Source organism: Anaerocolumna sp., assembly GCF_032079385.1.
In the GTDB taxonomy this organism is placed as follows: Bacteria; Bacillota; Clostridia; order Lachnospirales; family Lachnospiraceae; genus Anaerocolumna.
Map to the genome: position 1 here is coordinate 135,384 of NZ_DAMAUC010000007.1, position 23,422 is coordinate 158,805.

General features: G+C 36.0%; 5 protein-coding genes. All 5 read left to right on the top strand.

Annotation, left to right across the window (positions count from 1 at the left end; translation table 11 throughout):
- The first annotated feature begins 60 nt into the window (after nucleotides 1-60).
- The 5 genes from RT261_RS07920 to RT261_RS07940 are packed head-to-tail and all read left to right on the top strand — an operon-like array spanning nucleotide 61 to nucleotide 23,411.
- Complete coding sequence (locus RT261_RS07920; RefSeq protein ID WP_313131497.1) at nucleotides 61-16,419, top strand: non-ribosomal peptide synthetase/type I polyketide synthase; 16,359 nt, start codon at nucleotides 61-63, stop codon at nucleotides 16,417-16,419.
- 32 nt (nucleotides 16,420-16,451) lie between these two features.
- Nucleotides 16,452-20,390 carry a beta-ketoacyl synthase N-terminal-like domain-containing protein gene (locus tag RT261_RS07925; protein WP_313131500.1) on the top strand — a complete coding sequence of 1,313 codons (3,939 nt, stop codon included), beginning with the start codon at nucleotides 16,452-16,454 and terminating at the stop codon, nucleotides 20,388-20,390.
- 47 nt (nucleotides 20,391-20,437) lie between these two features.
- Nucleotides 20,438-21,757: an aspartate aminotransferase family protein gene (locus RT261_RS07930; protein WP_313131502.1), complete on the top strand. Its 1,320-nt coding sequence runs from the start codon at nucleotides 20,438-20,440 to the stop codon at nucleotides 21,755-21,757.
- Between the two features lie 19 nt (nucleotides 21,758-21,776).
- Entirely contained in the window at nucleotides 21,777-22,655 is an 879-nt protein-coding gene (locus RT261_RS07935) for a hypothetical protein (RefSeq protein ID WP_313131504.1), read from the top strand.
- A 12-nt stretch (nucleotides 22,656-22,667) separates the two neighbouring features.
- Entirely contained in the window at nucleotides 22,668-23,411 is a 744-nt protein-coding gene (locus RT261_RS07940) for a thioesterase II family protein (protein WP_313131507.1), read from the top strand.
- Nucleotides 23,412-23,422: the final 11 nt, after the last annotated feature.

A 23,422-nucleotide genomic window follows, 5' to 3' on the forward strand; every position in this document is an offset into this window, starting at 1 on the left:
TGACAAGAATTATAGAATAAGAGGGATAAAGGAGATGATGTAATGTCCTATAGTTTTGAAATGAGTGAAGTACAAAAAGGAATGTATTTTGAGTGCGGTACGAAAGGTAGTATTGATTATAATATTATGATTACTTTGGAAGTACGAGATATAGATTGTAAGGTATTAGAAAATGCAGCTAATTTCTGTGTGTCAGAGCAAGAAGCATTAACTCTTAGCGTAGAAGAAACTGAAGAAACAATTTGTATGAGAGCTCACGAGGATATTTCAGTGGATATTCCCATGGTTTTATGTGAGGATGAGCAGGAAACAAGAATAGTGGCTTTAAAAACCTTTACCAAAGCGTTTGATTTACATAAGGCTCCGCTGATTCGTATGAATTATGTTGTAGAAAAAACCGGCAAGAATTATTTATTGATATGCATGCATCATTTAGTAGCGGATGGTATTTCGGCAGATATATTTATAAAAAGGCTCTTTTCTATTTATGAGGCTATGGTTTTACATACTCATTTTGAAGTAAAAATGAATGAAGACGCCCGTTTCTCGACATTTATTCAGAAAGAAAATGAAAAACTATTGAATGAAAAATACAAGAAACAGGAGGAATATTGGAAAGAAGCATTACAGGATGCTGTTGCACCGGAATTTATTAAGGAATTTTCGGAAACCGATAAAGATTCGGAAAAATCGATAGGTGCAGAAGTTCGAATTCCTATATCAGAGGAATTAGTGAAAAAAGTTGAAAACAAAGTGAAAAACCTTGAAGTCTCAGAATATATGTTTCAGACAGCTGTATATATGGTTGGTATTATGAAGTGCACAGGAAGCAAAAATTTTGCAATTGCTTCACCGTTTACTTATCGTCCGGAAAAAAAAGATGAAGAAACAATCGGCTGTTATATTTATAATAATCCATTATTTTGTAAAGTAAAAGAAAATGATACTTTTGAAAGTCTACTTAAAGAAGTAAGAAAAGATGTTTTTATGGGATATATGAACATCGGCTATCCAAGTAATTTAATGCTCCGTGGACAGTCAGGCAATTCTCTAACCGATCAGTCAGTTTTTGATTATAACTTTATTTATGATATGTATGAACAGCTGGAGTCACAGTATATTGTGGGGATGAAGGATTGGGATTTTTGTATTTATCCAGGTGAAATAACAGTAATTTATCAGAAAATTGGAGAAAAAGCCATGATTCGTTTGCAGTACAGAAAAGACAGTTTTTCACAGAACAATGTAAAATGTTTTGGAAAAAGATTATTGCAAATCATGGAGCAGGTTTGCAAATCTCCAAAGATGACAATTTCTGATATAGATATTTTTCTGCCAGGAGAGCGTGAACTTTTAGAGGAAAGGGAAAGAGAAAGTGTTTTCTTTCCTTTTAAGCCAGAATGCTCCATTGATATTTTTGAAAAGAAGGTTGCAGAGCATGGAGAAGAGCGTGCAATCATTTTTGAAGGTGGCTCTTTTACATATAATGAAATAAATAATATGGCAAATGCCGTTGCAAAAAGACTGTTGCAGTTACAAGTGGCCGATGGAAGAAAAAAGACAGCGGCTATTTTGATGAATCGTTCTGTAGAAATGGTCGTTTCTGTACTTGGAATTTTGAAAGCTGGCTGGGCATATGTTCCTATGGATTTATCCTATACAAATGGACGCATTCAGTATATCGAGAAGGACGCGGGATTATCGGCGGTACTTACCTCAGCAGAACTTTTAAGCAGATTAGAAGACGTAACAGATATTTCTCTGTTATGTGTAGCCGAAATTATATCAGAGTCTAAATACTGTAAAAATCCAGATGTTATCAGGAATCCACAGGATGCTGCTTATATTGAGTATACTTCTGGATCCACAGGAGAACCAAAGGGAGTTATTATTGAGAATCAGAATATCGTAAATACGGTCAAGGATTTGGACAGAAGATTTCCGCTGGAAAAGGGGAATGTATATCTGTTTAAATCATCGATTACCTTTGATATTAGTGGCACAGAATTATATGGCTGGATTGTTGGAGAAGGTGTATTATGCATTCTTCCAATTGATGCGGAAAAAGATACATTTGCTATTGTACAAGCTATAGAAGATTTTGGAGTTACACATATAAATTTTGTTCCTTCTATGTTGCGGATTTTCTTTGAATGTTTGGAAGATGAAGAGAATTGTAAAAAGATACATTCATTGAAATGGATTTTTACCGGTGGAGAAGCAATTAGTCATGACTTGGTAGAAAGATTTTTAGCACTTAATACTGGAATTTCTTTGGAAAATGTTTATGGACCTACAGAGGCTACAATGTGGGCGACTCATTATCCATTGCGCCGTGTGGAAAAAACGCTGAATGTTCCGATTGGAAAAGCATTAAATGAATATCGCCTTTATGTTGTAGATGAAAATATGAAGAAGCTTCCGGTTATGATTCCAGGAGAGCTTTGTATTAGTGGTGCAGGAGTGGCAAGAGGTTATCTGAATAAGGATGATTTGACCCAAAAGGCATTTTTAGATAATCCGTTTTTGCAAGAAGGAGATGCAGATCAATATAAAAGATTATATAAAACCGGAGATTTGGCGAGAATGCTTCCGGATGGAAACTATGAGTTCTTGGGAAGAATAGATCATCAGGTTAAGGTTAATGGTATTCGAATTGAACTTGGCGAGATTGAAAATGTATTTTTGGAATACGAGGGAATTACCCATAGTGTTTGCCTGTTAAGTAAAAGGGCAAATGGCGACAGCTATATCGTGCTTTGCTATAGTTGTGCAAAAGAGATTCAAGAAAGCAAATTACGGATATATGCAGCAAACAATTTGCCAGCTGCTTTTATACCATCTAAGTATGTATTTGTAAAAGAAATGCCTAGAACGTTAAGTGAAAAAATAGATCGAAAGGCATTGACAAAATTAGAGGAATTAAAAGAAAAAGATCATAAAATTATAACGAAACCGGAAAGCGAGCTAGAAGAGTTAGTAGCTTCGGTTTGGGGAGAAGTATTAAACAAAGAAAAAATCGGAATAGATGAGAATTTTTTTGAAATGGGTGGTCATTCAATTGCGTTGGTGCGCATGCATAATTTGTTATGCAAGAGACTACAGACAAAATTTCCTATAGCGATTCTTTTAAATAACTCAACGATTAGAGAAATTGCTGCAGCGATCCATTCTCTAAACAATGATAGTGTTTTATCTTCTCATATAGTTTTTTCTAATAGTAAAAAAATATCAAATGATGATATTGCTATCATAGGAATGGCAGTAGATGTACCGGGAGCAGAAAGTATTCATGAATTCTGGGAGAATCTTGTTTCGAAGAAAGATTGTATTCACGAGTATACAACAGAAGAACTTGAAACATTAGGTATAGATAGAGAGTTAATTGATAATCCGGATTATATTCGAAGAAAAGGGCGCTTAGATAATCTTGAAGAATTTGATACTGCTTTTTTTAAGGTGACTCCGGCTGAAGTGCGTATGATGTCACCCCAGCTTCGTATATTATATAAAGGTGTATGGCAGGCAATGGAGGATGCAGGAATTGCATCAGGAAGCTATAATGATAGGACAGGTGTCTATATAGGTGCTTCAGATGATTTTATCTGGTATCAGGGAATGATGTTTGGAAATGAAAGATACAGTGATACATATCAGATTTATACACAGTCAACAAATCATTTCCTTGCAACGCGGCTTGCATATATGTTTGATTTCAAGGGACCAGTTATGTCAATATTAACAGGTTGCTCTACGTCCTTAGTAGCAGTGCATCTTGCATGTAAAGCTCTTCAGCAGAATGAATGTGATGTTGCTTTAGCAGGCGGCGTGACGGTAGAATGGCCGAATGAGGGAGGCTATTTGTATGAGTCGAACCTAATGTTTTCAAAGGATGGAAAATGCAAGCCGTTTGATGATAAAGCAGATGGAACTATATTTTCTAATGGAATGGGAAGTGTAGTTCTGAAGCGTTTGGAGGATGCGAAGAAAGATAATGATCACATATATGCCGTGATTAAGGGCAGTGCAGTAAGAAATGATGGAAAGTCGAAATTGAGTTATACTGCTCCCAGTGCTGTAGGACAGGCAATTACGATGAAAGATGCATATGAAAATGCAGGAATTGCACCAGAGACAATAACATATATTGAAGCACATGGAACAGGAACGTTATTAGGCGATCCGATAGAAATTGATTCATTGAGTCGTGTATTTGGTACATCATTAAAACAATTTTGTACGGTTGGATCTGTGAAAGGAAATATTGGCCATACTGATACCGCAGCAGGAATTGTTGGCTTGATAAAAGCAGCACTTTGCCTAGATAAAAAATATTTACCTGCGACACTGAATTATGAGACGCCAAATCATAATATAAATTTTGAAGAGACTCCATTTATAGTGAAAAATTATGGCAGCGAATGGAATCGATTAAAAAAAGATATTCCTAGACGAGCTGGTGTGAATGCCTTTGGTGTTGGCGGAACAAATGTACATGTTATTTTAGAGGAAAATGCGGCAGATAGGGGTCAGCATGTGGATAAGATTGAAAAGGCAGTATCAAGACGCTATAATCTGTTCCCGGTTTCAGCTGTAACAGAAACGGCTCTTAGTGCAACTGTAAATGATATTTATACATATATTGAGAAAAATAATGATAATTGTATTGAAGATTTAACAAATGCCGCATGGTCATTGACTACGGGAAGAAAAACATTTTTAAATAGGGGCTTTTTCGTTACGGATGGAAATAAAAAGACGGACAGCTTTATAGGCAAAAAAATTGTCCAAAATGAAGAGAAGCGCGTTTGCTTCATGTTTACCGGACAGGGAAGCCAGTATCAGGGCATGGCTCGGGAATTATACAAAAATGCAGATAGTAATCCGGTTTGCGGAGTATTCCAGCGTTATGCCGAAAAAATTATTCAGGCAATGCCGGAAGAAGAAAATGAGTTCGTAGAAATTCTATATGGTACAGAAGAACCAGAACGAATCAATCAGACGAGATATAGTCAGATGGCATTGTTTTTAACAGAATATGCCATGGCAGCAACACTGATGGAACTTGGAATAAAACCTGACGTGCTAATCGGGCATAGTATCGGCGAGGTAACTGCGGCAGCTTTTGCAGGAGTATGGACTCTTGAAGAAGCTGTAAAGGTAGTATTGCAGAGAGGAAAGCTCATGCAAAAGCAAGAGCCTGGGGTAATGTTATCAGTAGGGGCTACAAGAAAACAATTGGGGAAATATATTAAATCAGTAGAAAATGTATGGATCTCTCTCTGTAATACAACAGGTAGCTGTGTTGTGAGCGGTAAAAAGGAGGGAATATACAAATTGCAGGAAATCCTTGTAAAAGAAGGATTTCATTGTAGTGTATTAAAAACCTCACATGCATTTCATACACCAATGATGCAGCCGGCGGCAAAAGAATTTGGTGAATATCTACAGAATTTAAAAATGGAAGAACCCAAGTTTAAGATAATTTCAAATATTACAGGAAAGCCTGTAGAACTAGGCCAAATGAGTAAGCCGGAATACTGGGCAGAACAAATTACTCATCCAGTAGAATTTGAAGATGTTTTATCGTGTGTTTTTGAGGATGAAAGTATTGTATTTCTTGAAGTGGGTGGAAGAACGCTTTGTTCACTTGCAACGAAACATAAAGAGAAAAAGGAAGGACATGTATTTATTCCTTGCATTCGTCATCCAAAGGAGAGCAAACATGAAATCGTTCATTTTTTAGATATAATCGGTAGAGCATGGTGTGAAGGTCTTGAAGTTGATTGGGATTTATTATATCAGAATATTGAAAGGGTAAGAGTTTACTTACCAACCTATAGTTTTGATAAAAAAGATTTTCCAATCAAAATTAATACGGTAAATAGTGAAATTAGAAATGGATTAAGTCTGGAAAGTGCTGAATCTGAGGCGGCTACTACAAGCAGCATATTCGTTCTTGATAATGAAATATTGAATGTGACAAAGGCTGCATTCCAGGAAATATTTGATTTAGATTATTTAAATGAAGACAGTGATTTCTTTGAAATTGGTGGAGATTCCATGCAGGCAGCAAGCTTGGCAGCTAAATTGCTTAAGGAAACCGGGGTATCAGTATCTGTGACGGAAGTTTTCTCTAATGCGTCACCAAAAGCACTTTCGGAATTAATAGAGAATAAGCGAAAGGAATCAGGAGATAGCCAAAACACGAAGAAAATTCCCAAGGCAGAGAAAGCAGAATATTATCCAATCTCACCGGCGCAGAAGCGTATGTATACACTTTATGCGATGAACAAGGAGAATTTGGCATATAATTTGCCTTCTGCAACATTGATCGAAGGAAATCTTGATATGGAAAAGGCAAGGAAAACCTTTGAGAAATTATTGGATCGGCATGAAATCCTTCGTTCTTCCTATGAATTGAGGGATAATGATGTGGTTCAGGTTATTCATGAAAAGTGTGAATTACCTTTCCAGGTGGAAAAAATAACAGGTGAATTCGATATGGATGAGCTTGCTAGAAAGTTTATACAGCCATTCTCTCTGGATAAAGCGCCTCTCATGAGAGTGAAGCTGATTCAAAATGAGAAACACGCCTTAATGTTATTTGATGTACATCATATTATTGCGGACGGAACTTCTGTGGAGTTAGTGACGAGAGATTTTAATGAGCTTTACATAGGGGATATGAAACCATTAAAATTGCAGTTTAAGGATTATGTTGTATGGTTAAAGGGATATTTACAGTCTGCTGAGATGAAAAAACAGGAGGAATATTGGCTAAGAAATTTATCTGGGGATTTACCATATTTAGAATTGCCAACGGACTTCGAGAGACCAGCTATAAAGCAGTTTAAAGGAAAAAGATATGAATTTTCTTTTGGAAATGAATTGTCTAATGCAATAAATGCAAGATCAAGAGAGTTCGGAGTAACGAATAATATATTGGTAATGAGTGCATGGAGTATTGTACTTGCAAAATATGCCGAACAGTCAGAGATCATCATTGGAACTTCTGTGTCTGGCAGAACGATAGACGATATCAGAGAATGTGTTGGAATGTTCGTGAATATGTTAGCTATCCGGACTTTTCCTGAGGGTGGGAAAAGTTATATAAACTATCTTCAGGAGATGAGGCATACAGTTGCGCTGGCATTGGAAAATCAGGATTACCAGTTCGATAGATTGGTTGAAAAGCTTAATATCCCAAGAAGATTGGATAGAAATGCTATTCTCGATGTGTGCTATGATTACCATAATATTGAACTGCATGATCTGGAAGTTGAAGGGTTAACATTTAAGCAGCAGGAATTAAAAACAGGACGGGTGTCGAATGAACTGCTTTTAACCTGCAACGAAGATAAACAACATGAAATATGTGGTTTTATTGATTATGCGACATCAATTTTTACGAAAACAACCATCGAGAGAATGGCAGAATCTTTCCTTGAGGTGTTGAAAACTATCTCTATGGAAGAAAGAAACGTACTGGAAGAGTATTCAATTGATGATATTGGCATTATTTCAGAAAAAGAGAAACAGACAATTGAAGAGCTAAATAACAGGTCATATAGAGACTATGATTACAGTGTAACTGTTCCGGAACTGTTTAGTAAATGGGTGAAAAAACAGCCAGAACAGACGGCAATTATAACAAGTGACGGAAAAGAGTTTTCATATCAGGCAGTTTGGAAAAAGGTGGAGAGGTTGGCATACGTACTTTGCCAGAATGGCGCAAAGAATGAAATGCCAATAGCAATCATTCCACGCAGAGATGAAAACATGATTGTTTCAATATTTGCAGTGTTATATGCGGGAGCAACATATGTGCCAATTGATATTTCATACCCGGATGGCAGAATTAACGACATCATAAAGCAGAGTAATGCACAAATCGTTATAGGAGAAAAGGAAGTTGAAAGTCGGTTAACAGGTGAGTGTACTTTTATAGATCTTCACGAAAGCTGTAGAATAGATAAGGAAGAGAATATATCTATATTGTTTGATGGAGTAGAAAAAGGACAGGCAGATGACTTGGCATACATCTTATTCACATCTGGCTCAACAGGTGGACCGAAGGGGGTAGGTGTTACTCAAAAGAATCTGTTGAATTTCATTTATGATACGCAGGATCGGGGACTAATTGGACAAAAAGGAGATAGAGTATGTTGTATTACAACGCCTTCTTTTGATATCTTCGGATACGAAGCAATCACACCGCTGTGTAGCGGAAGTTCTATTTATGTCTGCAGTCAGATAGAGCAGTTAGATGCTAAAAAAACGGCAGAAAAGATAGTGAAATATCAAGTAACTCATTTACTGAGCTCTGTATCCAGATTACGCGTATTTGTAGAAAATAAAGATTTTGGACAAGCATTATCTACACTTCGTTGTATTATGGGAGGAGGAGAGAATTTTCCAGATGTTTTAATGGAATTTTTGAAAAAAAATTCAAAGGCACGTATTTATAATCTGTATGGCCCTACTGAAACGACAATATGGTCTACAGCAAAAGAATTAACAAATTCAAACAGTGTATCCATAGGTGGTCCAATCGCAAACACAAGACTTTATATAATGGATGCAAATGGGCATTTAATGCCAAGAGGCGTGTTTGGAGAACTTTGTATTGCGGGCGATGGTGTTTCGCGAGGATATCTTAATCGAAAAGAAGAGATGGAAAAGCATTTTGTGAATTCTGCGGAACTGAAAGGGCTTCGTATATATCGTACAGGTGACAGAGGAAGATTGCTTAATTATGGCGAGGTAGTGCTATCAGGAAGAATAGATCATCAGGTAAAACTCCACGGTTGCCGAATAGAATTAGGAGAAATTGAAGGAGTAGTTCAAAATAGTAACCTTGTAGAAAGTGTATCTGCCATCGTACGAAAAAATGATGATGGAAATGATCAGTTATATCTGTTTTATAGTGGTAAAGAGGATGCAGGAGCACAGATTCGAACATATATATCTGAAAAACTTCCAACATATATGATACCTGATCGATTTGTATGGATGGACGAATTACCAATTAATAATAATGGGAAAATTGACAGGAAGTATCTTGAAGAGATTGTATCAGACGCAATTTTAAATATAAGCGGAGGTTGTGTTCGAGAAAAAACGCATACACTTATTGATATGGTAAATGATAAACAAAGTGTTAAAAATGATGTTTTAAATATTTGGAAAGAAGTTTTACATAACGAAACTGTAACAGTAAACGATAACTTTTTTGATATCGGTGGTAATTCTTATAGTCTGATGCTGGTAGCCAATAAAATTGAAGAACTTCTTGGAAGAAGTATAGATCTGACGATTTTATTTGAATATCCTACAGTACAGGGATTTGTAGACTACTTAAGGTTAGATGAGAAAATAGTGCCTGAAAGAGCACCTGTTGAAAATGAGTTTATCAAATGTAATATACAGGAGGTAAAAAATCAGGAGTTATTAAGGCAGGAAAACAGCAGTGGGAAAATAGCTATAGTAGGAATGGCGGGAAGATTTCCAGAAGCAGAGAATGTTGATGAATTCTGGAATAATATAAAAGCGGGCAAGGAATGCATTCGTTTCTTTCGTGATGAAGAATTGTTAGAAGCAGGTATATCAAAGCCTGATATAGAAAATCCCGCTTATGTAAAGGCAAAGGGTTATCTGGAGGATATACAATATTTTGATGCAAAGTTCTTTGGAATGACGAAGAGAGAGGCTCAGATTATGGATCCGCAGATACGAACTTTGATGGAATGCTGCTACCATGCCTTAGAGGATGCAAATTGTAATCTGAAGAGATTTGAGGGAGAGATAGCATTATTTGCAGGAAGCAGTTCAAATGTATTATGGATGTCAAAATTTGCAGGAAATAATGATATCGTAGATATTTTCAGTGCTATGACAGTTAATGACAAGGATTTCCTTACAACACAGATTTCATATAAGTTAAATTTGAAAGGTCCAAGTATAAATGTTCAGACTGCATGTTCCACATCGCTTGTGGCAATTTGTCAGGCAGCACAATGCTTGATTAATGGAGATGCTGACATGGCACTCGCTGGTGGTGTTTCTATTACATATCCTAGAAAGGAAGGATATGTATGGCATGAAAGCATGATTTATTCTAGGGATGGACATTGCAGGGCATTTTCAGAGGATGCTTCAGGAACAGTGTCTGGTAATGGCTGCGGAGTAGTAGTATTAAAACCATTAGAAAAAGCATTAGAAGATGGAGATGATGTTTATGCAGTTCTGGAAGGTTTTGCTATAAACAATGACGGTATAGGAAAAGTGGGATATTCTGCACCAAGTATTACAGGACAAAGGAAGGTAATTGAAAAAGCTCTGACAAGAGCAAATATTGCACCAGAAAATATCGGATATGTAGAGGCACATGGAACAGGAACAAAATTGGGAGATCCAATTGAAATTGAAGCATTAAAGCAGGCATGGAAAATTGAAGAAAGAAACAATTGTGCAATAGGCTCGGTAAAAACCAATGTAGGTCATCTTGATGCAGCAGCAGGTGTAGCAGGCTTTATTAAGGCAGTTAACGTAATACATCATAGAGTGATACCACCGATTGCTAATTTCTCAAAGCCAAATCCAATGATTCATATGGAGGGAACGCCATTTTTTGTGCCTACACAAGCTATGGAGTTGAAGGAAAAATATAATAATGTAGCTGTGAGTGCGTTTGGAATTGGAGGAACAAATGCTCATGCGATTTTAGGAGCCGCTCCAGCAGAAAAGAAACAATATAAAAATAAAGATATGGGATTATTGCTATTTAGTGCTAAGACGGAGAGGTCGTTAACGCAAACTGCAAAAGCCGTATTGAATGAATTGCAGGAAAAGGATTTTTCAGTAGCGGATGTGGCACATACACTTAGTGTAGGACGTGTAGAGTTACCTTTAAGAATGGCAATTGTCGTGCCAGAAAATAGAGCAAAGATACAGATTTTGGAGCAACCTTCTAAAATCTATTCGTTGGATGAGGAAAGTGATAATCGAATAAATGGCGTATATATTTTATCTGGTGAGAAAGAAGTATTATGCCAATTTGTACGAGGATTGATGGCTTCAAGAGCAAGACATGAACTGGCAAGACGTTTTAGAAAAATATTGGGAGAACTCATAGATAACAGTGAATGGAATTATAGCCAGATAATCGAGAATGTAATCTATGGAGAGGAAGAAATTACATCTGGTGCATATGATGAAACAGAGCTTACCGTTACGGCTGCTGCAGCTGAAATAGCATTATATCGCTTGTTTAAGTATTATGGCGTTAAGAAGGTTTTATTGGAAAACGAAGGAGTAGGCAGAGTTGCAACGGCAGTAATAGATGAAGGATTAGATTTTGATGAAGCCTTGAATGCTATTAGTGCAGATGCAGTTGATGAACAGGTAAATTATACTTCGCACCAGCATGTTGATCATAAGAAGTTATGTTCTGTTTCTATCAGCACTAAGTCCTATGATGATTCAATCACATCACAGGAAGAATTATTGCAAATAGTAGGAAACCTGTGGGCAAGTGGTTGCAACATAGATACTGGCAGAATAAATCCGGGAAGAAAATTGCATATCCATGGATACGTTTTTGAAAAGGAAGAGTTTGAAGCTGATGTAAAATCCAATTCAATGCTACAGAAGCAAGAATTAAAAGTACAGAAAAACGTATCGAGATTTAACTCGGAAGAAGATGTGTTTGAAGAATTTAAAAAGATCTGGGAGGAAATTCTTGGAGAGAAAAATATCACAAAGGATAGTAATTTCTTTGAAGTAGGTGGAGATTCCTTAGGATCTATCCGAATGGCAGCTTTGATTGAGCGGGATTTTGGACTTTCAATTTCACAGGAGGTGTTATTTGAAAAGGTATCAGCTGGAGAAATCTCTGCATGGATATATGAGAATTTAGAAGCTTATAACAAACAGCAGAAACTATCGGAAAGTGAGATTAAGCCTTTAGAGAAACACGGGTTTTATGAGACATCTTCAGCTCAAAAGCGTTTATATACGGTTCAAAACATGCAGCCGGATAGTATAGCATATAATCTGGCAGCCATCTACATAGTAGAAGGAAAAATAGATGTACGGCGAGTGAAAGATACGGTACAAAAGCTGATTGAAAGGCATGAAGCATTCAGAACTTCCTTTGGAATCAGAGATGGAGAAATTGTTCAATATATTGCGGAAAATGTTCAGGCTCCAATTAAGTTTGTAAAAGAGGAACATGACAAGAAGAACCATTTAACAGAGTTGGTCAACGAATTTGTGAGACCATTTGATCTGGAGAAGGCACCATTGCTACGAATGAAGGTGGTCAGCGTAGCAGAGAGTAAACATTATTTCCTAATGGATATGCATCATATTATTTCGGATCAAAGTTCAATTGATGTTTTAATGAATGATTTTTATTCAATATATCGGGGTGAAATACTTGCTCCATTAAACATTCAGTTTAAAGATTTTGCAAAATGGCAGAATATAAAAATCCAGAACGGAGAGACGAATCAACAGCTGGAATATTGGATGAATCAGTTCTGCGAGGAAGCATTACAGACAAACCTGTATCATGACTATTTGGTTCCGGCCAAGAGAAGTTATGCAGGGAAAAAGCTTCACTTTGAAATGAATTTATCTGATCGATTAGATGACTTCTCAACAAAAAACGGTGTGACTCCATATATGGTGCTGTTTTTAACACTGGAATTGCTGCTTTGGAAATATACACAGCAAAACAGCATGATCATTGGAACCGCTGTAGAAGGAAGACAAAATGCAGATCTGCATAATTTAGTGGGAATGTTCGTAAATACAATTACAATCTGTACGACTGTTGATGAAGAGAAGAATATGAAACAGCAGTTAGAGGAAGTGAAAAAGACGATTCTTTCTGCTTTTAGAAATCAGGATTGTCAGTTTGATTCAATCGTTGAAGAATTACGTTACCGAACAGGAATGAATGAGTCTTTAACTAATGTCATGATGAATTATGTAACAAAAGGAACTCAGGAAATTAATGTAGAAGGATTAAAACTATATCCATATGAGACAGAAGATACCATTGCAAAATTTGATTTAATGTTCGTATTTGAAAAGAGTGAAAACAATTACGCATTAGATATTGAATATGCAACAGAATTATTTGCTGAGGAAACCATAAGACTGATGGGACAAAGATTCCTTTCATTACTCAATATAATTATCGATAATTCAGAATTACCTTTAAAAGAATTAGTAATACCTTTGACAGAGAAAGATGAGAAGATTTACGAGAAAATCAGTCATCATCAGGATATCAGCTTGGATAAGTCCATTCCGGAAATTTTTGAGGATGTAGTAAGAAGAGAAGGAGAAAGAATCGCTGTTAAATGCGGAGAAACAGTTACAACATATGAAGAATTAAACCGGATGGCGAATTATGTGGGAACCCAATTAAAGAAAATGGGAACCCAAAAACATGACCGGGTAGCACTTGTATTAGAGCCGGGAGCATTACAGATTGCATCGATTATAGCAGTTTTGAAATGCGGAGCAAGTTATGTACCTATCGATCCTCAATATCCATCTGACAGAGTTGATTTTATGCTTTTAGATAGTAATATAAATGTTTCTGTTGTGCAGGAAGAGTTTGCAGGGATTTGCGGAAGTTACGTGAAAGAATTACAGATAAATAAAAATTTTATTTATGAAGAAGTATGGAAAGCTACCAACGAAAGGTTTGTACAGGAAGAAAAATTGTCAATTGATGATGAGACATATGTTATCTATACTTCAGGCTCAACAGGAAAACCGAAAGGCGTATCCATTTCCGGAAGGAATATTTTAAGGATTGCCTGTTATCCGAATTATATACAGGTAAAACCAGGAGATTGTTTGTTGCAATTAGCAAATTATGCATTCGACGCATCAATTCTTGAAATATTTGCGACAATACTGAATGGAGCATATTGTATTGTTGTTCCAAAAGATACACTGTTAGATTTTTCTAAGTTCTCAAAAATCCTGGATCAGCAAAAGATAAAAGGTGAGTTTTTGACAGCATCGCTCTTTAATATGATTGTTGACTATGATATCAATATGCTGAAGAATTTTGACAAGATATTTGTAGGTGGTGAAGCACTTTCCGTTTCACATATGAAACGTGCTTTGAATGAACTTGGAAAAGGTCGTTTATATAATAACTATGGTCCGACAGAAACAACCGTATTTGCAACGTTTTATCCAGTGGATGAGATCGCAGATAATTGTGAAAGTATTCCAATTGGACATGCAATTACAGATACTACGCTTTATGTAATAGATTCCCATGGACGTATCGTTCCACCAGGAGTACCGGGAGAATTGTGTGTCGGAGGATCCGGGGTTTCTAAAGGATATATTAATAATAAAGAACTGACGAGTGAAAAATTCCATAATATTACTTTTGGAAATTGTGAAGAGCGGGTCTATAGAACTGGGGACAGGGTAATTCTTAGAAGTGATGGTGAAATCATATACATTGGAAGAACAGATTCTCAGGTGAAGATTAACGGTTTCCGTATAGAACTAAGAGAAATTGAAAAATATTTTGACAATATAGAAGGAATGAAGGAAACTGCTGTCATCGTTCAAAAAGATACTCATGGCACAAAGTTGGTAGCCGCATATTATACGATTCAGGAAAAGAAATATGAATATTTGACACCTGCGTATATTAGTCGTTATTTGCGTGAACTTCTGCCAGCATATATGATTCCTGCAAAAATTGTTCTAATTAAGGAGATGCCATTAAATACAAACAAGAAGATAGATTATCATAAGCTAATCCAGATAGGAGAAAATGAAACTATTGATCTGGGAACAGCAGACAGTATCAATTTACCAAATACTGTAGAATATGTGTTGGATGTTATGAGAGAGGTTCTAAATAACTTGGGAATTAAGCCAAATGATAACTTTTTCTTCTGCGGCGGAACTTCTATTAGAGCAATTGCTATATCTCAAAAGTTTAGAGAAGCAGGATATGAAGTGAGTGTAAATGACATACTGACACATACAACTGCATTAGAACTTGCTGCTCTTCCAGCATTTCAGAAATTAGATAAAAATCAGAAGCAAAATGCTACAAAGAAAGTGAATAATCAATTACTTCGCCATGCAGAATCAGATGAATTGGAAGGAATCGTTCGGTATAGTTGTTTGACTTCGGATATTCTACGACAGGTATTGAAGAATAGAAAGACGCAGGAAGAGTTTTCAATGACTCCTATTCAGAAATTGCATTTGGCGAAAACACAAAGAGTTAGTGGTATGAATGTGCGAATTCATACGAGGAAGAGTACAGAAGAGTTTAAAGAGGCAATTGCACAGGAAATATATAGACATCAGTTACTTCATTCAATTGCAGACTTTGAGCGTGAAATGTGGCTGGAAAAAGACTGTGATTTAAATAGTAAGCAGCTGGCTCAGTACATTTCTATTGTGGATGCGTCAATCTATGATGAAAGTACAAAGGAAGACTTGGAAGAAATGCTACATATAAATCTGATGAATCAAAAGCCAACAAGTGGTGAAGTTATGTGGAGATTATGTTGCGTGAAAGAAAGTGGCGAAAGCTATTTGATTCTCTGGGTGTTTGATCATATTTGTTTTGACGGTATGAGTGCAGAAATTATTCGGCAAGATTTATCATGTATGTTATCACAAAATGAAACCACTTTGCCGGAATCGCAAAAGTACAGTGATTATGCGGAGTCCATACAGAAGGATGGAGTGATTTCAGAAGATTTAAAAACATTAAAAGAGGACCTTCTGAATTGGAATGAGTTGAATCATAATTGTATTACTTCCTTGGAAAATAAAGCCGGAAAAACAAAACAGGTTAATTTAAGAATGCAATTGGGAGAGAATTCTGGAGAAGCCTTTAAGCTGACGCTTAAGAATACAAAAAGCTTTTTGCAAAGCTATGTTAATGCGACAGAAATTCCCATCATGATATTAAATTATGGAAGGAACTTACATGGGCAGGAATACTATAATTGTGTTGGAGAATTTCTTGATTTGGTTCCAGTCGTATTAAAGGAAGATGCATCAGAGAGTACCGTAGAAGAAGCGATGAAAAAGAAAGAGGGGAGAAATCTGTTGCATATTCTGGCAAATACAAAGGATACTGATTTGTTCGATGATTTATACTCAAAGGAAGGAAGAGGTAAGTTTATTCTTTGGAATTTCCAAGGATATGTAGAAAAGAAAGAGCGTGATATTTTTGAAAAGGTAGTGCAGTTGTTACCAACTGATATGATTGCAGATTTTGTAATTGCAGCAGGTTATGATGAAATGGGGATATATGTACATTTGGAGTCATCCTATGGCTTTGAGATGGAAGCATTGAAGAAAACACTCTCCAATACAGCCTTTGAGTTGGAGAAATAAACAAAAAGATATATGTGCTGAGAGGTGACAAAATGGCGTTAGCATTGGTTGAGGGAGCAAAAAAAGACGTTTCACGCGGATTTATACATGCATATGATATGTTGGATAATGCTGTAGAAATTGAACCGGAGAATGGAACGTACTATATTTATGAAGATGGTAGCGAGGAAAAAGTTACATATTGCACGCAAAAAAAGATTGCTTTAGGAGTTTTGGCTTCTTTACAGAAGAAAGGCTTAAAAAAGGGAGATTATATTATAGTAGACGTGTCAGAGGCTAAAAATTATCATTTGATAATGTGGGCATGCTTTTATGGCGGTATTATTATTACCGCCCTCCCAAGGCCGGACTTTAGCGTAGCAGATTCAGAAACTTTAAATGGAACAATAAGAATATGGGAAACGTTGGGAAAACCGATGTTCATAACCGATAAGGAAGTAGTGGATTACTATAAAAAAGCATTAGGCATTAGTAATGTTGAGCTCGCACAAGAATTGCATTCAGAAGAGGAAGGAATTATTGCTGATATTTTAAATGATGATGCAGCATATATTCAATTCTCATCTGGAAGTACAGGAAACAAAAAGGGTGTTATTTTAAGTAATAGAAATCTTATCGAAGCCAGTTGCAACATTGTGGATTTTGAACATTGTACCAATCTTGAAAGACCGTTAATGTGGCTACCGCATACACATAATTTTGGAGCCTTTACGTTCTGCCTTTTAGCGGTGGTATTAGGATGTGATTCATGGAGCATGAGGACGGAGATTTTTATAAGAAATCCACTTCTCTTTATGCAGAAGGTAGCACAACACAAGGTAACGAGATTGTGTATTAATAATCTCGGACTTCAAATTTTATTAGGGTTGGCAGAAAAGATTAGAAATGTCGAGTTTGATCTTTCAGATCTTTTGGCCATCTATATAGGTTCAGAAAAACCATCTGCCAAATTGATGAGTGCTTTTGCACAGGCATATAATCTAGGCGAAGATGTTTTCAGAGCTGGATATGGAATGTCAGAAACTGTGTTGACCATATGTTCTAGCGAGGGATATCGTAGTAGGGAGATTCTTAAGATTTCCAGAAGGAAAATGATCGAAAATAACAAAGCAGTGGATTTTGCAGGAGAGAATCTGAATGATTGTATTACTTTATTGGAACATGGCCAGACTGTTACGAATGTTACAGTAGGTATTTTCAATGATAAAAACCATCTTTTAAACGAAAATGAAATGGGTAGTATACGCGTAAAAAGTGCTACGGTCTTTAAAGGTTACTGTAATAAACAGGACAACGAGGGGATTTTTGTAGATGGATGGTTTATTACTGGCGATATAGGTTTCATACGTGATGGAAAGTTATATATTGCAGGAAGAAGTAAAGATATTATCATTATTCACGGTGTTAATTATATGCTCACTGATTTAGAGGCTTTTGTGCAGAATAAGCTAGGTGGGACTGAAAAAGTATTATTTATTGCTTTGGAGAATGAATCAGAAGAAGAGCTGGTTGCTTTTTTGGAGTTTAAATTATTAGAGAAAACTGAAAAAAAATATCTGTCGCTGGTTAAGAAAATTAAAAATTGTCTGGGAAATGAATTTGGTTTAGAAATAAAACCAATCATTCCCATACCTAAGATTAAATTGAATACTAGTGGAAAGTTAGATCGTTATGGTATGAAAATGGAATATCAGAGCGGAAAATATGATGATATTTTACAGAAGATACAGAAGTTTGAAGAAATCGTTGTTTCTGATAACGAGATACAGAAGGACCAGAATAAAGGTTTAGTATATGAGGTGCAAAAATGTTGGGGAGAAATTTTAGACTTAGATCCTGAAAGTATTTCATTTCATGCATCATTTAAAAGTCTTGGTGGAAACTCAGTAAAAGGGTTCTATCTTATTCAAAAGATAGAGGAGACCTTGAAAAAGAATGGAAAGTCTGAAATTAAGTTGAATCAGAATCTTCTTGTGAAATGTGCAACGATACAGGAAATGACAGATTATATAGAGACCCTTAGTATAAAATCAAAGTCTGGGGTTTACTGTGAAAAACAGGAAAAAGAAGTAGCTGTAACAGGAATGGCCTTTCGTTTTCCGGGCGCTTCCAATCAGGAAGAATTATGGAAGATCCTTGTAGAAGGTAGGGATTGTGTACATAAAGTAAGTGAGAAAAGAAAAGCACTAAGCGGTGAAGAAGCATGGAATGATATCTTCGGAGAAATTGAAGGAATAGATAACTTTGATTATGAGTTTTTTAATCTCTCCAAGGAAGAAGCTGATTTTATGGATCCGCAGCAGAGGCTTTCTCTCGAAGTAGCCTATGAAGCCTTGGATGACAGTGGCGAGGGCGTACTAGAAGATGAGGAGAAAAATATTGCAATTATTGCAGCAACAAGCGGAAATTCGTATTATCCACTGCTGCTTGAATATGTAAAGAAAAATGGAACAGGACATATGCCAGCAACAACGATGGTAGGAAATTTAGGAAGTACTATTGCTACAAGAGTAGCGCATTATTTGAATAGCAGAGGCTGTGCATTAGCAGTGGATTCTGCATGCTCGTCATTTATGACTTCATTTCTTATTGCAGAGAAGATGATCAAAGCAGGGGAATGTGAGGGAGCCTTAGTGTTAGGAGCAAATATTTATCCTACTTCATATACGCATTCCATTGCTAAGTGTGCAGGTATCCTTTCCAAGGGAAATTGCACAAAGGTTTTTGATAAAAATGCTGATGGATCACTTCTTGGAGAAGGTATTGTTGCAGTTTATTTAGAAGGCCTAGAACATGCAAAAAAATATAAAAAGAATATTTATGGTGTTGTTGTAGGCGGAGCTATGAATAATGATGGAGCATCTTTAAGTGTAATGGCTCCAAATCCGGCGGGGCAATATAATGTTTTGAAGAAGGCGTATGCGGTATCTGGTGTAGGAACGAACGATATTTCATATATTGAAGCTCATGGAACAGGAACACAGATTGGTGATCCAATTGAATTATCTGCTTTACAGCATATGTTTCAGGGAGTGGATGAAGAAATAAAAAATCGAAAGATACCGGTAGGATCAATAAAATCGAACTTTGGACATTTGCTTTCTTGTGCAGGTGGAGCAGGACTTATAAAAGTATTATTGTGTTTAAAAAATAACAAGTTGGTACCAAGTCTTCATGTAAATGAAGTGAATCCTTTATTAGAAAGTAAAGATTTTCCTTTTAGAATTATCACGGAGGTACAGGAGTGGAATTGCCCTGAAAATGGTTGTCGCTATGCAGGCATCAGTTCATTTGGTATTGGAGGAACGAATGCTCATATTATTATTAGAGATGCACCGATAAGTCCTGAGGAAATTTCTAAACAAAAATATTATCTTGTTACAGGATCTGCAAAAGATGAGGAAACACTTTCTATTGTACAGAAGGATCTTATTAATGCATTACAAGATGAAGATGTAAAGCCTCAAGATATAAGTTATACTCTGGGAAAAGGAAGAAATCATTATAAATATCGCTTTGCACTTGTGATAGACGAGAAAAAGAATATTTATGGCGAAAAAGCGGTTGGAATGAGTTACAGAGTGAATGGAAGTAAGGTTGTAGTTTTAAGTGAAAAGGCTACTATGGATGAAGCAGATACGAAATTACTTTCAGATATGATAAAGCGTGCCACGAATGGAAAATGCAGTTTTAAGAAAAAGGATGATGATTTTAAGGCGGATTGTATTGTATGCTTGAATTCATCAGATGCTTTTACAAAGGATGTGGCATCAAAGGCAAAAGAGGTAAGAACATTAAATTGTACCTTCGAAAATGAAGAGAAAGAATTATTTTTACAGCTTTTATTAAAAGAATTGTATGCATGTGGTGCACAGATTGATTGGGAACAGGTATGGAAGGAAGAGGCAGGAAGAATGATTTCACTTCCGTCGTATCCATTTAAAAAAACAATCTCTTGGATTGAATCTTAATAAAAGTAGTATTACAAAAAGGCAGAAAGAAGGGGGTTTTATTACGTATGTCAGAAATGCAGGAATACCATGAGAGAGTAAAAAAAATATTACCGGGTGGAGTGCATTATAACTTTAATTTACCTTGGGAAGAGAGTCCTATCCATTATCAAAGAACAAAGGATAGCCGCGTTTGGGATATGGATGGTAAGGAATATCTTGATTTATATGCTCGTTTTGGTGCAATGATTTTAGGGCATGGAAATAAAGAATATAGCGACAGCCTAAAAGATGTTATTGACAGAATATTATCAGTTAGTCATTGTGATTTGGATGCAGAAGCATTGGAAGCGATTCATCAGTTTATTCCATCAGCTGAGATGATTCGTTTTGGACTTTCTGGTACAGAAATTGTACAGAATGCTATTAGAATTGCACGTGCGTATACAGGAAGAAATCGTTTTGTTAGATTTAATAATCATTATCATGGAAATGCGGATAATATTATGGGTGGTCATAGCACAAATAAGGAGAATCCTATACCAATTGATTACATTGGTGATACAAAAGGTACAGAAGGAAGAGCTAATGGCATATTAGAGGATCAGTCTTATTTAATTGAGTGGAATAATGCGGAACTGTTAGAAAATCTGTTAGAGAAGCATGGAGAAGAAATCGCTGCTGTTATTATGGAACCGGTATGCGTAAATGGTGGAAGTATTATGCCAGCACCAGGATATTTACAAAAAGTAAGACAGCTGTGTGATACATATGGCATCGTGCTTATTTTTGATGAAATTATTACTGGCTTTCGAATGGGACTTGGTGGTGCACAGATGGAATTTGGAGTTACACCGGATTTGACAACACTTGCAAAGGCAATTGCTGGTGGTGGAGTACCTGTAGCAGCCATAGCTGGAAAAAAAGAAATTATGCAGTTATTAACAGAAAAAAGAGTGATTCATGCTGGAACATTCAATGGATATCCATTAGGAACAGCAGCAGTGAAGACCACAATAGACATTTTGAGTCGGGACAATGGAGTTGCCTATGAATCTATGAAAGAGCATGTAGACAAAATATATGAAATATTACGCAAATTAGCAAAGGAAGAGAAGTTCCCGTTGATCGTTCAGGGACCTGTATTGTGTGGAGCATATCATTGTTGCGAAACAGAATTAAAAAAGCCATCTGAGTATACATCGGATATTCAAATTAAAGATGTGATTTTAAATTCAGCTTTGCGGAAAAATGGAATTTTAGTATCCAGTATTTCGCGTATATATCCGAATATTACACTTTCAAGAAAGGATGTTGACTGGTTTGAAGAAAGAGCTGGTCAAGCAATCAGAGAGGCAAAACAATTAATAGATGAACTATATGAATAAAAGAAAGGGAGTGATATATATGTCAGCAGAAAAAGATACGTCAAAAATCAAGAAAGATAATGGATATAAAAAATATTTTTGGATTTATATAGGTATTACCTTTGGTCTGAGCTGGGGAATGAGTTTTTTATATGTTATTTTTTACGATATGCTTTCACCATATGTTGGAACTTTGGATTTAAGTAATCCTTTTGTAATAGTATCACTCAATTCTCCATCTATAGCAGGTGTTTTTATTTATTTCATATATGGAGGCGGAAAAGGAATGTTAAAATTTTTGAAACGTTTAATTCCGAATAAAAAAGAGTGTATCTGGTTCCTGATTTTATTGGGAATATCTGTAGTGTTTTATGTGTGTATACATTATGGTTCTATACTTTTTGGAATTCCACTTCCAGAAGTCACAATGAATACCAAAGAGAGAGTGATTATGTTACTGAAAAATATTTATGAGGAAACAGGACTTTTGGGAGGAGCACTTGGATGGTATGGATTTTTGCTTCCATATTTACAGAGAAAAACAAAATCCAGTATAAAAGCAGGCCTTGCAACAGGATTTATATTTGGTTTATTTGTATTACCTGGATATTTGTTCTCCTCCTTTGAAACAGCAACGGCATATCCATTTTATGTATTGCAGTTAATGTTCTTCTCAGTATTTATAGCTTTTGTTTTTAATAAAACAAGAGGAAATGTATTGTTTTTCGTTTTCACATTCTGGTTGGTAGCTTCTGGTAGTAAATTGCAGTTTTATAATTTTATTGTAAGTGTGCAGATTCTGGAAATGGTTTTCTTCATAATTGCAGCAGGAGCTATTTATTTATGGTATAGAAAAACAAAAGGGGAAGATTTAAATACAAGTGATTTATGTTGTTTCCCAGAGTTTATAGAAAAATAGGGAAAAGACGGGATGAAAAAAGTATTTTTTAAGACAAATGATAAGTCGGGCAGACAGATTGTGATGTTTCCTTATTTAGGAGGAAGCGGCGCATCATTGTTTAAGCTTGCAAAAGAATTGGATGAAAGAAGCGACTGTGATATTTTTGTGGCTTTTCCACCTGGACATATGGGATCTGAAATAGAACTTTATAATAATCTGGAGGATTTGCTGGAGCTTTATTGTACACATGTTAAGGAGATTCTAAAGCCAAATAGTATTTTCTTTGGACATAGCATGGGCGGAGTAATTGCATATTATTTGGCAAAGAGACTTTGGGAGTATGTCCCAGAGTTAAAACCAGCATCTATTATTTTATCTGCTTCCCCAGCACCTGACTTTATGTTTGGAAAAAGTTTGTCTACTAGTGATGATGCAATCCTTTTAAAAGAAATGGAAAGATTGGGAGGAACTCCTGAGGAACTGTTAGAAAATAGAGAACTCCTGGATTATTTTCTTCCGATTTTTAGGGCGGATTATAAAATTTTAGAAGATGCATCAAAAATATCACCGCAATCACTTAATATTCCGGCAGAATTTATTTTGTGTTATAAAGATGAAATGACGCAAGTAAAGAATCTTTTACAGTGGAAGAAGTATATCAATGAAGCCTGCATGATTAGAACAATGCCAGAGGACGCGGGACATATGTATTTGACAAAATATGCTGATTTGGTTGCAGATATGATATGCGATTATATGAACCTAAAGGAGTAAAAAGGGAAAAA